Annotated in this window: 15 protein-coding genes; 11 read left to right on the top strand and 4 right to left on the bottom strand. The window is 67.6% G+C overall.

Going from position 1 to position 15253, the window contains the following annotated elements:
- Positions 1-103: 103 nt before the first annotated feature.
- Together ASE61_RS13630 and ASE61_RS13625 are read left to right on the top strand one after the other, a co-directional pair.
- The gene (locus ASE61_RS13630) at positions 104-370 is read left to right on the top strand and encodes a hypothetical protein (protein ID WP_061967734.1); all 267 of its coding nucleotides are present in this window, start codon (positions 104-106) and stop codon (positions 368-370) included.
- Between the two features lie 18 nt (positions 371-388).
- Positions 389-673 (top strand): hypothetical protein, encoded by a 285-nt coding sequence (locus ASE61_RS13625; protein ID WP_061967731.1) that lies wholly within the window; start codon positions 389-391, stop codon positions 671-673.
- On the opposite strand, the gene ASE61_RS13620 is transcribed toward ASE61_RS13625, so the two are convergent.
- Positions 670-1725 carry a sugar phosphate isomerase/epimerase family protein gene (locus ASE61_RS13620; RefSeq protein ID WP_061968303.1) on the bottom strand — a complete coding sequence of 352 codons (1056 nt, stop codon included), beginning with the start codon at positions 1723-1725 and terminating at the stop codon, positions 670-672. The two genes, ASE61_RS13625 and ASE61_RS13620, sit on opposite strands and share 4 nt — an antisense overlap.
- Before the next feature lie 110 nt (positions 1726-1835).
- Between ASE61_RS13620 and ASE61_RS13615 the strand changes: the two genes are divergently transcribed.
- The 5 genes from ASE61_RS13615 to ASE61_RS13595 all read left to right on the top strand — a co-directional run bounded on the left by ASE61_RS13615 (position 1836) and on the right by ASE61_RS13595 (position 7855).
- Positions 1836-3131, top strand: a complete 1296-nt coding sequence (locus ASE61_RS13615; protein WP_200959637.1) for an ROK family protein — start codon at positions 1836-1838, stop codon at positions 3129-3131.
- Positions 3128-4636, top strand: coding sequence for a sugar ABC transporter ATP-binding protein (locus tag ASE61_RS13610; RefSeq protein ID WP_061967729.1), 1509 nt, complete (start codon positions 3128-3130; stop codon positions 4634-4636). The genes ASE61_RS13615 and ASE61_RS13610 overlap by 4 nt, the downstream gene beginning before the upstream one ends.
- Positions 4623-5636, top strand: coding sequence for an ABC transporter permease (locus tag ASE61_RS13605; protein WP_156407095.1), 1014 nt, complete (start codon positions 4623-4625; stop codon positions 5634-5636). Before ASE61_RS13610 ends, ASE61_RS13605 begins: the two co-directional genes overlap by 14 nt.
- A gap of 25 nt (positions 5637-5661) precedes the next feature.
- A complete protein-coding gene (locus ASE61_RS13600; protein WP_061967726.1) occupies positions 5662-6624 on the top strand; it encodes a substrate-binding domain-containing protein in 963 nt (320 codons plus the stop codon).
- A gap of 64 nt (positions 6625-6688) precedes the next feature.
- The gene (locus ASE61_RS13595; RefSeq protein ID WP_061967724.1) at positions 6689-7855 is read left to right on the top strand and encodes a Gfo/Idh/MocA family protein; all 1167 of its coding nucleotides are present in this window, start codon (positions 6689-6691) and stop codon (positions 7853-7855) included.
- Here the strand turns inward: ASE61_RS13595 and glpK are convergent.
- Entirely contained in the window at positions 7847-9349 is a 1503-nt protein-coding gene (glpK, locus tag ASE61_RS13590) for a glycerol kinase GlpK (protein ID WP_061967723.1), read from the bottom strand. The two genes, ASE61_RS13595 and glpK, sit on opposite strands and share 9 nt — an antisense overlap.
- 218 nt (positions 9350-9567) lie before the next feature.
- Between glpK and ASE61_RS13585 the strand changes: the two genes are divergently transcribed.
- From ASE61_RS13585 to ASE61_RS13575, 3 genes are read left to right on the top strand one after another with little or no spacing between them, the layout of a single operon-like run.
- On the top strand, positions 9568-10686 hold the full coding sequence (locus ASE61_RS13585) for a Ppx/GppA phosphatase family protein (RefSeq protein WP_413813537.1): 1119 nt from the start codon (positions 9568-9570) through the stop codon (positions 10684-10686).
- A gap of 10 nt (positions 10687-10696) precedes the next feature.
- Positions 10697-11440: an RlmE family RNA methyltransferase gene (locus ASE61_RS13580; protein WP_061967720.1), complete on the top strand. Its 744-nt coding sequence runs from the start codon at positions 10697-10699 to the stop codon at positions 11438-11440.
- Positions 11437-12390: an aminoglycoside phosphotransferase family protein gene (locus tag ASE61_RS13575; RefSeq protein WP_061967718.1), complete on the top strand. Its 954-nt coding sequence runs from the start codon at positions 11437-11439 to the stop codon at positions 12388-12390. Before ASE61_RS13580 ends, ASE61_RS13575 begins: the two co-directional genes overlap by 4 nt.
- Before the next feature lie 34 nt (positions 12391-12424).
- Here the strand turns inward: ASE61_RS13575 and ASE61_RS13570 are convergent, their stop codons facing one another.
- Positions 12425-13045: a hypothetical protein gene (locus tag ASE61_RS13570; protein ID WP_061967716.1), complete on the bottom strand. Its 621-nt coding sequence runs from the start codon at positions 13043-13045 to the stop codon at positions 12425-12427.
- A 36-nt stretch (positions 13046-13081) separates the two neighbouring features.
- Complete coding sequence (locus ASE61_RS13565) at positions 13082-14521, bottom strand: DHA2 family efflux MFS transporter permease subunit (RefSeq protein WP_061967714.1); 1440 nt, start codon at positions 14519-14521, stop codon at positions 13082-13084.
- Between the two features lie 300 nt (positions 14522-14821).
- Here ASE61_RS13565 and ASE61_RS13560 point away from each other — a divergent pair, with 300 nt between their 5' ends.
- Positions 14822-15139 (top strand): hypothetical protein, encoded by a 318-nt coding sequence (locus ASE61_RS13560; protein ID WP_061967712.1) that lies wholly within the window; start codon positions 14822-14824, stop codon positions 15137-15139.
- Positions 15140-15253: the final 114 nt, after the last annotated feature.

The raw sequence follows: 15253 nt of genomic DNA, 5'->3' as shown, positions 1-15253 counted from the left end.
CGCAATTCTCCGAATCGCGGAATGCCTCCAGCTCTCTATCCTGCCGCATTTTCTTCACGCGAACCGGTGTCCACTTCGCTCGAAAATGCTCTAGACTGACGCGATGACTGAATTCCCCCACATCATTCGCTCGCCTCTGTCGCAGTCCTTCACCCATGACGGCCTGACCGTGCGGGTGGAAATCTACAAGATCGAGGGCACCGACGGCTGGACCCTCGAACTCATCGACGAGGATGGCGGTTCGACCGTCTGGCAGGACGCTTTCGCCACCGATGCCGACGCCTTCACCGAGTTCACCGATGGTGTCGAGCAGCTCGGCCTCGACCGGCTGATCAATCCCGACGACGACGACCTCGCCACCGTGCACTGAACGGGGCGCCGCCTCACCATGCGCTATACCGACGAACTCGATGCGCTCCGGGCCGCCCGCGACGCGCTGCGCCGCCGGATCGCGGAGCGCCTTGCTCTGGAAGCTGGCGCACCTGTCGAAGGCGCGTCGCTGGAAGCCTGGCTGACCGCCGCCGACGAAGCGATCGAGACCTGGGAGAGCGAGGGCGAGGAAGCGCAGGATTCCCGCGCCTTCCGCCCGATCGGGCCGCTTCAGGACCTGCTGACGGACCATGCCGCGCTCGTCGAGCGGATCGCCGAGACGCTCGACCGGCGCCTGTCCTAGTTCAGCCCCAGCATCCGCCGCGCCAGCCCCGGATCCCCGCCGCCGGCGAAATCGTCGAAGGCCGTCTCCGTCACGCGGATGATGTGGTCGGCGATGAAGCGGGCGCCCTCTCGCGCGCCGTCCTCGGGATGCTTCAGCGCGCATTCCCATTCGAGCACGGCCCAGCCCTCGAAGCCGTATTGCGCGAGCTTGGAGAAGATCGCCTTGAAATCGACCTGCCCGTCGCCGAGCGAGCGGAAGCGCCCGGCCCGGCCGATCCAGGGCGAGAAGCCGGAATAGACGCCCTGCCGGCCGTCCGGGCGGAACTCGGCATCCTTCACATGGAAGGCGCTGATGCGCTCGTGGTAGATGTCGATGAAGGCGAGATAGTCGAGCTGCTGCAGCAGGAAATGCGAGGGATCGTAATTGATCCGGCAGCGCTGGTGCCCGCCGAGCCGGTCGAGGAAGAGCTCGAAGGTGGCGCCGTCGAAGACGTCCTCGCCGGGATGGATCTCGAAGCCGACATCGACGCCCTGCTCCTCATAGGCATCGAGGATGGGCCGCCAGCGCCGCGCCAATTCGCCGAAGGCTTCCTCGACGAGCCCCGCCGGCCGCTGCGGCCAGGGATAGAGGAAGGGCCAGGCGAGCGCGCCGGTGAAGCTGACCGAGCCGGCCAGCCCGAGCCGGCGCGAGGCTTTCGCGGCGAGCTTCATCTGCTCCACCGCCCAGGCCTGCCTCTCCTTTGGCTTGCCGCGCAGTTCCACGGGCGCGAAGACGTCGAAGGCGGCATCGTAGGCTGGATGGACCGCGACGAGTTGGCCCTGGATATGGGTCGAAAGCTCGGTGATCGTGACGCCATTCTCGCGCGCCACGCCCGCGATCTCGTCGCAGTAATCCTGAGACGCAGCCGCCTTCTCCAGATCGAAGAAGCGCTTGTCGCCGCTGGGCAATTGCACGCCGCGATAGCCGAGCCCGGCGGCCCAGGCCGTGATGCCGGTCCAGCTGTCGAACGGCGCCTTGTCGCCGGCGAACTGGGCAAGAAAGATCGCGGGGCCCTGCATCGTCGCCGGCATCGTCTGCTCCTTCATCATTGGGCGCAGCTTCGCCAAGGATCGACCGCACGTCCAGATCACGCTCGCGCGATCTCCGTCTCACCTTCAATTTAACTTCCGCCTGAATTAGGTTGAAGTTCGGTCTTGAGCCATTTCGAGACCATCCCATAGCCTGCATCGCAACGGCCACTACAAGGCCGAGCGGGAAACGACAGGAGGCTGCGATCGCCCTGCCCTGGAACAGGCTGAGCCCGGACGAGCTTGCGCTGCTCGAGGCCACCTTCTGGTCCGGGGGCGCCGCCCGCCATGCGCTCGCCGACAGCCTGCAGTTCTCGCGCAGCAAGACCAATGCGATCGCCGCCGGATTGATCGAGGAAGGCCTGCTCGACGAGGCCGGCGTCCAGCATTCCACCGGCGGCCGGCGGCCTGAAACCCTCTGCGTCCATCGCCGCATCGGCGTGCTCGTCGGCATCGATATCGGCGCGACCAGCCTCGACATCGCGCTGCTCCGCCCCGATCTCGGCATCATCGCCCGCCACGCGCAGGAAGCCGATGTTCAGGCCGGCCCCGGCCCGATCATGGCCCGCCTGCGCACTTTGTTGCCCGCAATGCTCGCCCAGAACGGTATCGCGCCGGATCGCGTGCTCGCCGTCGGCATCGGCGTGCCCGGCCCGGTCAATTTCGCCGCCGGCCAGCTCGTCAACCCGCCACTGATGCCGGGCTGGGACAGCTATGCCATCCGCGAGGACCTGCGCGAGATCACCGACGCGCCGATCTTCGTCGACAACGACGTGAACCTGATGGCGCTCGGCGTGCTCTGGCGCCAGCGCAAGCAGATCGAGAACTTCCTCGTCATCAAGGTCGGCACCGGCATCGGCTGCGGCATCGTCTGCCATGGCGAGCTGTATCGCGGCTCGAACGGTTCGGCCGGCGATATCGGCCATATCTGCGCCGATCCCGAAGGCCCGCTCTGCCGCTGCGGCAATCGCGGCTGCGTCGAGGCCATGGCCGCCGCCCCTGCCATCGTCGCGATGGGACTGGAAGCGGCCCAAGCCGGCCGCAGCCCCGCTTTGGCAGACCGTCTCGTCACGAAAGGCCAGCTCGAAGCGGCCGATATCGGCGCCGCCAGCCGCGCCGGCGATGCCGAGGCTGACGCGATCGTGCGCCGCTCCGGCCGCCTGATCGGCCAGGTGCTGGCAGCACTCGTCAATTTCTACAATCCCTCGCATATCTTCATCGGCGGCGGCGTCTCCGCGATCGGCCCGATGTTCCTCGCCGCGATCCGCCAGAGCGTGAACCAGCGCTCGCTCGCCCTCTCGACGCGCCATCTCGAGATCACCTCCGCCCCGCTCGGCCCTGAGACCGGGCTGATCGGCGCCGGCGTGCTCGCCATGCGCGAGGCGCTCCGTGCGGGAGGCCCGGCATGAGCGCTACCGCAGGCCTCGCTGTCGGTTTCGACGGCATCGTCAAGCGTTTCGGCCCGGTCGAGGTGCTGCATGGCGTCTCCTTCGATCTCGAGCCTGGCAAGGTCTACGGGCTGCTCGGCGAGAACGGCGCCGGCAAGTCGACACTGATGAAGATCCTCGCCGGCTACGAGCAGCCGAGCGAGGGGCGCGTCCTGATCGACGGCGAGCCAGCAGCCTTCGCCGGTTCGCGCGAAGCCGAGGCGAAAGGCATCGTCCTGATCCATCAGGAGTTCAACCTGGCCGATGACCTGACGATCGCCGGCAACATCTTCCTTGGGCATGAGCGCCGCAAGGGCTGGCTGCTCGACGAAGACGCGATGCGCACCGGGGCACAGACCGCCCTTGATCAGGTCGGGCTGGCGCGGGCCCCCGATACGCCGGTGCGGCGCCTGATCGTCGCCGAGAAGCAGCTCGTCGAGATCGCCAAGGCTTTGTCGCGCAAAGCCCGCCTGCTGATCATGGACGAACCGACCGCCACGCTGACGCCGTCGGAGGCCGGAAAGCTCTTCGCCTTGATCGAGCGGATGCGGGCCGAGGGCATCACCGTCATCTACATCTCGCACAAGCTCGACGAGGTCGAACGCATCACCGACGAGGTCATCGTCATGCGCGACGGCCGCTTCGTCGGCCGCGCCCCGACCGCCTCGCTCACCCGCCACGCCATGGCGACGATGATGGTCGGGCGCGAGATCGCCGATCTCTTTCCCGAGAAGATCGCTGCCGATTCCGCGTTGCCGCCGGCCCTGGCGGTCGAGAATTTTTCAGTGCCCGGCTGGGCCAGCGACATCTCGTTTACGGTGCGGCCGGGCGAAATCCTCGGCTTTGCCGGGCTGGTCGGCGCCGGGCGGACCGAGCTTTTCGAGGGCATACTCGGCCTGAGGCCGGGCGCCGGCACAATCAAACGCGACGGCAAGCTGATCCAGCTCGGTTCGCCGCGCGAGGCCACCCAACACGGGCTCGCCTATCTGAGCGAGGACCGCAAGGGCAAGGGCCTGCATATCGACTTCCCGCTGCGCCCCAATCTCACGCTGATGGCGCTGGAGCGCTACGCCAAGCCGCTGCTCGACCACGAGGCAGAGCAGCGAGCGCTGGAAGCCGCCATTGGCGAATTCGGCATCCGCGCCGGTTCGCTCGGCATGAAGGCGGCCTCGCTCTCGGGCGGCAACCAGCAGAAGCTGGCGCTCGCCAAGGTGCTGCATCCCGAACCGCGCGTACTGATCCTCGACGAGCCGACGCGCGGCGTCGATGTCGGCGCCAAGCGCGAGATCTATTTCCTGATCCAGAAGCTCGCGGCCCAGGGCCTTGCCCTTATCGTCATCTCCTCGGAGCTGATCGAACTGATCGGCCTCGCCCATCGCGTCGCGGTGATGCGCGAGGGCCGGCTGGTCGCGACGGTCGAGGGCGACGAGATGACCGAAGCGACGATGATCGCCCATGCCACAGGGACCCGCCATGTCGCAGCTTGACACCGCAGAGCGAGCCGAGGCCCGCGCCCGCGAGGCGACCGTCCCGCTCGGCGACCGCATTGCCGCCTTCGGCCCGATCATCGGCCTCGTGCTGCTCTGTGCGGCTGGCGCCACGTTGAACAGCGATTTCGCCACGCTCGACAACGCGCTGAACGTGCTCACCCGCACCGCCTTCATCGGCATCATCGCGGTCGGCATGTGTTTCGTCATCATCCTCGGCGGCATCGACCTCTCGGTCGGCTCGATGGCAGCGCTGATTGCCGGCTGCGTCATCCTCTTCATCAACTGGGCGGCCGGTGCCTTCGGCTCGCCGCTGATGGCGGTGATCGGTGGGGCTGCGCTCGCAGTCGTGCTCGGCGGCGTCTTCGGGCTGCTGCACGGCATCCTGATCGCAAAGGGCCGCATCGAGCCCTTCATCGTCACCTTAGGAACGCTCGGCATCTACCGGGCATACCTCACCTATTTCGCCGATGGTGGAGCGCTGACCCTCGACAACGCCTTGGCCGATCTCTACGCGCCGGTCTATTATGGCAGCTTCCTCGGCGTGCCGATCCCGGTCTGGGTCTTCCTGCTGGTCGCGCTGCTGGGCGCACTGGTCCTGAACCGCACGATCTTCGGCCGGCATGTCCAGGCGATCGGCTCGAACGAGACCGTGGCCCGCTACGCCGCTGTCGATGTCGAGCGCGTCAAGATCCTCACCTACATGCTGCTTGGCCTCTGCGTCGGCGTCGCCACGCTGCTCTATGTGCCGCGCCTGGGCTCGGCCTCGCCGACGACCGGCCTGCTCTGGGAGCTGGAGGCCATCGCCGCGGTCATCGTCGGCGGCGCGGCGCTCAAGGGCGGCCATGGCAGCATCACCGGCACGGTCATCGGCGCGATCCTGCTGTCGGTGATCAGCAACATCCTCAACCTGACGAGCCTGATCAGCGTCTATCTCAACGCCGCCGTGCAGGGCTTCGTCATCATCACCGTCGCGTTTTTGCAGAAAGGCCGCCGCTGAAGGCGGTCAACCAGGGAGAGAAGCGATGTCCACGCAGACCAGACGCAGCCTCATGCTCGCCACCGCCGCGGGCCTCGCCTTCGCCGCGACGAGCGCGGCAGCCGAGCCCGTCAATCTCGGCGTTTCCATTCCCGCCGCGACGCACAGCTTCATGGGCGGGATCAACTACTGGGCGAACCAGGCGAAGAAGGATCTCGAGGCCAAGCACAAGGACCTCAAGATCACCATCCGCACCGCCGCCAACGCCGTCGAGCAGGCCAACCAGCTCCAGGACCTGAGCACGGTCACCAAGATCAACGCGCTCGTCGTCTTCCCGTTCGAATCGGCGGCGCTGACCCGGCCGGTCGCCAATGTGAAGGCGAAGGGCGCCTATGTGACGGTGGTCGACCGCGGCCTGACCGACACCTCGGCGCAGGATGCCTATGTCGCCGGCGACAACACCGCCTTCGGCAAGATCCCGGCCGAGTACATCGCCAAGACGCTCGGCGGCAAAGGCAATGTCGTGGCGCTCCGCGGCATCCCGACGACGCTCGACAACGAGCGCATGGACGCCTTCAACGCCGTGCTGAAGGGCCATCCCGACATCAAGCTGCTCGACGCCAAATACGCCAACTGGAACCGCGACGACGCCTACAAGGTCACGCAGGATTTCCTGACCCGCTTCAAGGATATCGACGCCTTCTGGGCGGCCGATGACGACATGGCCTTCGGCGCGATCCGCGCCATCGACCAGGCCGGGCGCAAGGACATCAAGGTGATCTTCGGCGGCGCCGGGGCCAAAGACATGGTCAAGATCATCCTTGACGGCAAGGACCCGCGCATCCAGGCCAATGTCAGCTACTCCCCGAAATTCATCTATGAATCGATCAAGTTGACGGCGGAAGCTCGCCTGAAAGGCGAGAAGCTGCCGGCGACCACGATCATCCCCTCGGTGCTGATCGACAAGAGCAACGCCAAGGACTTCTACCACCCCGACTCGCCGTTCTGAGCGGCAGCACCCTCGGGCCGCCGCTCCGGCGGCGGCCGTATCTCCAAGAACATCAGGTCACGCGATGAACGACGAACCCGCGCCAAGGCTGCGCTATGCCATGATCGGCGGCGGCCGCGATGCCTTCATCGGCGCCGTGCACCGCCATGCCATCGCGCTCGACGGGCAGGCGGAGCTGGCTGCGGGCGCCCTCTCCTCGACGCCTGAGCGCGCCCGCGAATCCGGCCGCGCGCTGGGCATCGCCGATGCGCATAACCACGCAAGCTGGCAGGCCCTGCTCGAAGCCGAGCTCGCCCGCCCGGCCTCCGAGCGCGTCGATCTCGTCGTCATCGTCACGCCGACCGACACGCATTTCCCGATCGCGCAGGCCTTTGCGGAAGCCGGCTTCCACGTCGTCTGCGACAAGCCGCTGACCCATACCGGCGCACAGGCCACGGCACTGGTCGAGACGGTCGCCAGGCGCGGCACCGTATTCGGCGTCACCTACAACTATACCGGCTATCCGATGGTCCGGCAGGCACGCGAGATGGTGCGCTCGGACGCGCTAGGCCGCATCCGCAAGGTCGTGGTCGAGTACAATCAGGGCTGGCTCGCGACCGCGCTTGAGGCGACCGGCAACAAGCAGGCGAGCTGGCGCACCGATCCGGCCCGCAGCGGCATCGCGGGAGCGCTCGGCGATATCGGCTCCCACGCCGAGAACCTCGTCTCGTCTGTGACCGGACTTCAGATCGAGGAACTGGTCGCCGATCTCGGCGCGCTCGTGCCCGGCCGTGCGCTCGATGACGATGCCAGCATGCTGCTGCGCTTCAAGGGTGGCGCACGCGGCGTGCTCGTCGCCTCGCAGATCAATGCCGGGCTGGAGAACGATCTCCGCCTGCGCGTCTCCGGCGAGAACGGCACGCTGGAATGGCGGCAGGAGGAGCCGAACCGGCTCGTCCATTACCGCCGCGAGGGGCCGACCGAGATCTTCACGCGCGCCTCGCCCTGGCTCTGCGAATCGGCCCGCCGCGCCGGGCGCATCCCGGCAGGCCACCCCGAAGGCTTCATCGAGGCCTTCGCCAACATCTATCGCGGCGTCTTCGCCGATATCCGGGCGCGCAAGGCCGGCACGACAGCCGACCCGCTCGACGCGGACTATCCGAAGGTCGGCGACGGCGCGCGCGGCGTGCGCTTCATCGAATGCGCCGTGGCGTCCTCGGCTGAGCGGCGCTGGCTGCCCTTCTCAGGTTGAACTCAACGTCCGCCTGACGCTGTCGCGCCAGCCGGCGACCTTGCGCTTGCGCTCGCTGGCGGCCATGGCCGGCGAGAAGCGCCGTTCCAGCCGCCACATGTCGGCGAATCGATCGGGCTCCGGCAGCAGGCCGGCATCGAGCCCGGCGAGATAGGCCGCGCCGAGCGCCGTCGTCTCCAGAACAGTCGGCCTGTCGACGGGCAGGTCGAGGATGTCGGCGAGCCGCTGCATCGTCCAGTCTGAGGCGACCATGCCGCCGTCGACCCGCAGCACCGACTGCTTGCCCGCGCCGGCGTCCGGCCAGTCGGCCCGCATCGCCTCGATGAGGTCGAGCGTCTGGTAGCAGACGCTTTCCAGCGCGGCGCGTGCGAACTCGCGCGGCCCGGAATTGCGGGTCAGTCCGAATAGCGCTCCGCGCGCATGCGCGTCCCAATGCGGAGCGCCCAAGCCCACGAAGGCCGGCACCAGATAGACGTCCTGCTCGGGATCGGCAGACTCGGCCAGCGGCCCGGTCTCGCTCGCCTTTTCGATGATGCCGAGCCCGTCGCGCAGCCACTGCACCGCGGCACCGGCGATGAAGATCGAGCCTTCCAGCGCATAGGTCCGTTGGCCGTCGAGTTGGTAGGCGACGGTGCTGAGCAGGCGATGTTTCGAGCGCACCGGCGTGTCGCCCGTATTGAGCAGCGCGAAACAGCCAGTGCCATATGTCGATTTCACCATGCCGGGCGAGAAGCAGGCCTGCCCAATCGTCGCCGCCTGCTGGTCTCCGGCAATGCCGCGCACAGCGATCGGCGCCCCGAAAAGCTCCGGCGCGGTATCACCGAAATGCGCGGCGCAGTCGCGCACTTCAGGCAGCAGCGCTGCCGGGATGCCGAACAGGTCGAGCAGATCGGAATCCCAGATGCCGCGGCCGATGTCGAACAGCATGGTGCGTGCGGCATTGGTGGCGTCGGTCGCATGTACAGCCCCGCCGGTCAGCCGCCAGAGCAGGAAGCAGTCGACCGTGCCGAAGGCAAGCTCACCCGCTTCCGCACGGCGCCGGGCTCCTGGAACGTTGTCGAGCAGCCAGGCGATCTTGGTCGCGGAGAAATAGGGGTCGATGCGCAGGCCGGTCCGCTCCGCGACAAGCTCTTCATGACCGGCAGCGACGAGCGCCGCGCAGGCCTGCGCCGTGCGCCGGTCTTGCCAGACGATGGCGCGGTGGATGGCCCGGCCCGTCCGGCGGTCCCAGATCAGCGTCGTCTCGCGCTGGTTGGTGATGCCGATGCCGGCGATGTCCGCGGCGCTCGCGCCGCCCTTGGCAAGGGCCTCGCGTGCCGTGGCCAGCACGCTCTCCCAGATATCCTCCGGCTCGTGCTCGACCCAGCCCGAGGCCGGGAAATGCTGCGGGAACTCGCGCTGGGCGCTGGCCACCACGCCGAGCGACGCATCGAACAGGATCGCCCGCGAGGAGGTCGTGCCCTGGTCGATGGCGAGGATATGTCTGGCGGCCATGTCGGTTCCCTGCCCTGTCTTGCGTCAAGCCGGCGGAGACTGGCCGATCAGCCGGTTCCCGCGCAAGCGGTCCGGTGTCCGGCAAGTCTCCCAGCGGGCAAGGTTCTGCTTGGCATGTCGTCTGCCCTGTAGTTAGCTTGATCACGAAGCAGGGCCGCGCCGTGTTGCGGCCCCTGTCCGTGCTCCAGGGCATAGGACAGGTTGAGGGATTGGGATCGGTGGCGGTCGAGGACCGGCAACAACGGGACGTCACGTCAGTGGCGCCTCCGCAAAGAAGCAACGCCGATCCGCAGCGGGCCGGTGCGGTTCCGTCTGTCACGCCGTTCAGGAGCTTCGAGCAGCCCTCTGCCCCGCGTCCACCATCCGCGACCTATGCGGCGCTCGATCTCGGCACCAATAATTGCCGCCTGCTGATCGCCCGGCCGGCGCAGCACGGCTTCCGCGTTGTCGATGCCTTCTCCCGCATCGTACGCCTCGGCGAGGGCCTGGCCGCGAGCAGCCGCCTCGCCGATGCCGCGATGGACCGCGCCGTCGAGGCGCTGAAGATCTGCCGCGGCAAGATGGCGAATCGCGGCGTCACCCGCGCCCGGCTCGTCACCACCGAAGCCTGCCGCGCCGCCACCAACGGGCTGGAGTTCATCCGCCGCGTCGCGGCGGAGGCGGAACTGGCACTGGAGGTCATCGACCAGCGCACGGAAGCCGCGCTTGCCGTCTCCGGCTGCGCTGCTCTGACCGATCCGGCCGCCGAGAGCGTCATCGTCTTCGACATCGGTGGCGGCTCGACCGAGATCGTCTGGCTCGGCGGCCGCAGCGAGGCGCGCGATCCCGCCGCCCGCATCCGCGAATGGGCCTCGCTGCCAATTGGCGTCGTCACGGTCGCCGAGCGCTATGGCGGCATCGAGGTCAGCCGCGAGTTGTTCGAGCGGATGGTCGAGGATTGCGCGCAGGCGCTGGCGCCCTTCGCGAAGAAGGCGGCCGGGGCCAAGGACGCCCGCAGCTTCCACCTGCTCGGCACCTCCGGCACGGTCACGACGGTCGCCGGCATCCATCTCGACCTGCCGCGCTATGACCGGCGCGAGGTCGACGGGCTGTGGATGCATCAGCGCGACATCCTCACGGTGATCGACCGCCTGATCGAGATGGACTATGCCGCCCGGGCGGCGAATGCCTGCATCGGCCGCGAGCGCGCCGATCTGGTGCTGGCCGGCTGCGCGATCTTCGAGGCGATCCGCCGCGCGTTTCCGAGCGAGCGCGTCCGCATCGCCGATCGCGGCCTGCGCGAGGGCATCCTGCTGCGCATGATGCATGAGGACCGCGCCTGGTGGCGGCGGAAATAGGTTCGACACGATGAGCACCGGAAAATCGGGCGGCAAGACCGGCGGCAAGCCTGCCGGCGCGCGCGACATGCGCGTCAAGGTCAAGAAGGCCGGCAAGCTCAAGCATTCCTCGCAGCTCTGGCTCGAGCGCCAGCTCAACGACCCCTATGTCAAGCGGGCCAGGGAGATGGGCTACCGCTCGCGCGCGGCCTTCAAGCTCGAGGAGATGGACGACCGCTACAAGTTCCTGAAATCCGGGCAACGCCTGGTCGACCTCGGCTGCGCGCCGGGCGGCTGGTGCCAGATCGCCGCCAAGCGCATCGGGCTGGAACAGGGCAAGGGCTATATCGTCGGCATCGACCTGCTCGCCGTCGACCCGATTCCCGGCGTCGACCTGATCCAGATGGATTTCATGGCCGAGGAGGCGCCTGCCCTGCTGACGGAGCGCCTCGGCGGCCGTGCCGACGGCGTGATGTCCGACATGGCCGCCAATACCACCGGCCACAAGAAGACCGACCACCTCAAGATCATCGCGCTCGCCGAGGCCGCGATCGAATTCACGCATGACGTGCTGGCGCCGGGCGGCTTCTTCCTCGCCAAGCTGTTCCAGGGCGGCGAGAGCGCCGAACTCCTTGCCATGCTGAAGCGCGACTTCACCACAGTGCGCAACGTCAAGCCGGCGGCGAGCCGCGCCGATTCCTCCGAGCTTTACGTGCTGGCGACCGGGTATCGGCGGAAGAATATGGAAGATAGCGGGCGCGACGAAGCCGAATGACGGTCGGCCTGCCGCATTTTGCCGATATCGATGCGTTCGACGACTGGCGCGGCCAAGCGAATGACTGGCTGCCTGCGGCGCTCGATATCGCCGGCGCGGCGAGATTGCCCGTGGCCGATGTCACCGTCTTCGGCACCGGGACGAACCTCGTCATCGGCCTCGGCCCGACGCTGATCCTGAAGATCTTCCCGCCCCTGCTGCGCAGACAGTTCCTGGCGGAGCGTGCCTCGCTGGGGCAATTGGCGAACAGGCTGCCGCTGCCGGTTCCCGAGCTCGTGGCCGAAGGCGAGCGCGACGGCTGGCCCTGGCTTGCGATGACGCGGCTCGACGGCGCGCTCGGCGCGGACGTCTGGCCCGGTCTTACCGAAACCGCGAAGGAGCGGATCCTGGCCGAGATCGGCGCGACGATCGCCGCGGTTCAGGCTGTGCCACCCGGTCCGATCGCCGCGCTCGGCCCTGATTGGCCCGCCTTCATCAGCGGCCAGATCGCGCATTGCCGGGCGCGCCAGATCAGGCTCGGCCTGCCCGCGCGCTATCTCGAAGAGCTCGACGAGCTTCTGGCGGCAGCGTCGACCGCCGTTCCCCGCGACATCGACCCGGTTATCCTGACGGGCGAATACATCCCTGAGAATTTCCTGCTGGCGGAGGGTGGCGACGGCTGGCATCTCGCCGGCCTGTTCGATTTCGGCGACGTCTTCGCCGGCCTGGGGGAGTATGACCTGCTCGGTCCCAGCGCCTTCATGACCGAAGGCCAGCCCGGCCGGGTGCGCGCGCTCTTCGCAGGCTACGGCTACGGTCCGGACCGCATCGACGACGCGCTGATCCGGCGGCTGCTGATTCTCACCTTCCTGCACCGCGCCAGCGATCCGGTGGGCAAGATCGCGATCGCCGACTGGCCGTCGAAGGCGAAGACTCTGGAGCAGCTCGGCCGGATGATGTGGCCGCGCTGACGTCGACCTGCTGCCGCCGGACAGGAACCTGCCGTCACTCCGGGAAGACATCCCGGGGCAAGTGGCGCGGATCATATGTGCCCGGCGCGTTCCGCGTCACGGAAGCCCAGATCCAGAAGCCGAAGCCGCCGAGGCCGAAGAGCGGCCCAGCCACCTCGAAGAACCCGGCCCTGCCGCTCAGGCCGATGTAAAGAACCGTCAATCCGGCGCCGCCGAAAATCACGGCGGCGATCAGCGTAACGACGATCAGGAAATGGTGGCGTCCCTCGGGAATGCCGCGCCGGAACGCGATAGCACCATGCCCGCCCGCAACGAGGCGGCGGTGCAGATCCTCGATGAAGGCGATGAAGGTGGTATCGCGCTGCGGATCGTCCACGCCCCAGGGGCTGCTGGAATGGACGAAGAGCGGCCGGCCGGCGCTGAAGGTCAATTCCGCCAGGGCTTCCCACGACGAGCGCGGCCCGCCATTGACCGCCTGCAGGCGCACGCTCGTGAGATTGGTGAAGGGCCGCAAGCCCGAGCGACCGTCGAGCTCATAGGAGATGCCGTCCTCGCTGAGCGTCAGTTCGGTTTCGGCCAACTTGAGCCGGGCCGCGCCGTTGCCGACGCAGAGATTGTAGCGCGTCTCGTCCGGGGGAGCGGGCGCTGCTTGCATGCCCTGACCCTGCGGCAAGACAGGGAATCTCGCAAGCTAGTCGAGCGGCTTCTGCTCCGCAATCGCCTCGGCGGTGACCTTGCGCGCGCTGACCGGGACATGGCCGGAAACCTCGGCGCCGGCATCCGGGGCGAGCTGCATCATCCAGAACACCGATGACGCCGAGATCAGGCCGACGATCAGGAAGGCCGGCCAGAAATCCCCGGCAGCAAGCGTCGTGCCGCCATGCAGGACATGGGCGCTCTCCAGGGCGAAGGCGCCGATCGTGACGCCGATGCTCAACGAGAGCTGCTGGGCCACGCCGGACAGGCTGGTCGCGCTCGACATCTCGCGATTGGAGACGTCGGCATAGCTCAGCGCGTTGATGCCGGTGAATTGCAGCGAGCGGAAGCAGCCGCCCACCAGCAACACGGACAAGATGATCGCGTGCGGCGTCGTCGGCGTGAACAGGCCGGAGGCCGCGAGGAAGGCGGCGCCGATCACGGCGTTGACGGTCAGCACCCGCCGGAAGCCGAAGCGCGTCAGGATGGACTTCGCCAGCGTCTTCATGATCAGCGCGCCGGCCGCCGAGACGAAGGTGATCAGGCCGGACTGCAGCGCATCAAGCCCGAAGCCGAGCTGCAGCATCAGCGGCAGCAGGAACGGAATGGCCCCGATGCCGGTCCGGAAGACCGAGCCGCCGATCACGCCGGTCCGGAAGGTCGGAATCCGGAACAGCGACAGGTTGAGCACCGGATAGGGCACGCGCTGCGCATGGAACCAGTAGGCCGCCAGCGCCGCCGCGCCGCCCAGCACGCAGGCATAGGACACCGCCTCCGGCACCAGATGGCGGCCGCCCGTATTGAGCCCGAGCATCAGGCTGGCGAAGCCGAAGGAAGAGAGCAGGAAGCCGCGGATATCGAGGGGCGGAACGTCCTCCTCGCGGACATCCTCGAAGAACAGGCTCGCCAGCACTAGGCCGACGAGGCCGATCGGGATGTTGATGAGGAAGATCCAGCGCCAGTCGAAATAGGTGGTGATGAAGCCGCCGAGCGGCGGCCCGACGACAGGCCCGACCAGAGCCGGAATCGTCAGATAGGCGAGTGCCCCCACGATCTCCGACTTGCTGACGCTGCGCAGGATGACGAGGCGCCCGACCGGCACCATCATCGCCCCGCCCATGCCCTGGATGAAGCGCGCGCCGACGAAGGCGCCGAGCGAGTTGGAGACCGCGCAGAGCAACGAGCCCAGCATGAACACGCAGAGCGCCGAGCGGAAGATCGTCCGGGCGCCGAAGCGATCCGCCATCCAGCCGGAGATCGGGATGAAGACGGCGAGACTGACGAGATAGGAGGTCAGCGCCAGCTTCAGCGCGATCGGGTCCTCGCCGAGCGATTTCGCGATCACCGGCAGCGAGGTCGCGATCACCGTCGAATCGGTGTTCTCCATGAACAGCGCACAAGCGACGATCAGGGGCAGGAGTTTGGAGCGCTGCAAGACGTCGGACCTTAGGATTTCGGGCCTTCCGCGCCGCCGAATTAGGCGCGTTTGAAATCATAAGCTCGGCTATTAATGCCATGTGCACCGAGTGACGAGAGCGAAATCGCGGTTTACTGACCGATTTGCCTGCTGCCTGCGCGCTTCCGCCATGCGCCAGAATTATGGCTCGGCGGCAAGCACAACACCGCCATGCATTGACCTCACTCCTTGGGTGCCTTTGGCAGCCCCATCTCCCTGATGTCCGGCTGGAACCGGGCCGTCGCGAGGGGCGCGCGCCGTCAACCTCGGAGAAGCGCCATGATCAGCATCTCACCTGTATTCGCCGCCGCCCATCGCCTGTCCCCCGGCCTGCCCGTTCTCGGCCTCGCCCTCCTTGCCGGCTTGAGCTGGGCACCGAATCCGGCCGCAGCCGCCTCCGCTGGCTGGCAAAACGGCTGCCAGTTCAAGACGATTCCCGGAAGCGGCGGCGAAGGCCTGCGCTATGACGAATGCCTGCGGCTGGAAACCTGCCAGCAGATGGCGAATGCCGCAGGGCGGACCATCTTCGAGGCCGGCTGCTTCGGCATCGCGCCTGACGCGCCCGTCCATCCCGTAGCGGCTCGCCTGGCCCGCTGATCCGGGCGACGCTGGCGGAAACGGCGCAGCCTTTCACTCGCGCCGTTTCCGCACTGCAAAAGAATCCGTCCCGATGCACTAGCGGCCCCGCCACGCCCGTGCTAACGGGCCTCG

It is taken from the genome of Allobosea sp. Root670 (assembly GCF_001429415.1).
GTDB classification, from domain to species: domain Bacteria; phylum Pseudomonadota; class Alphaproteobacteria; order Rhizobiales; family Beijerinckiaceae; genus Allobosea; species Allobosea robiniae.
Note: the sequence above shows the minus strand (reverse complement) of the source record. Positions and strands in the feature narration are given on the sequence as shown.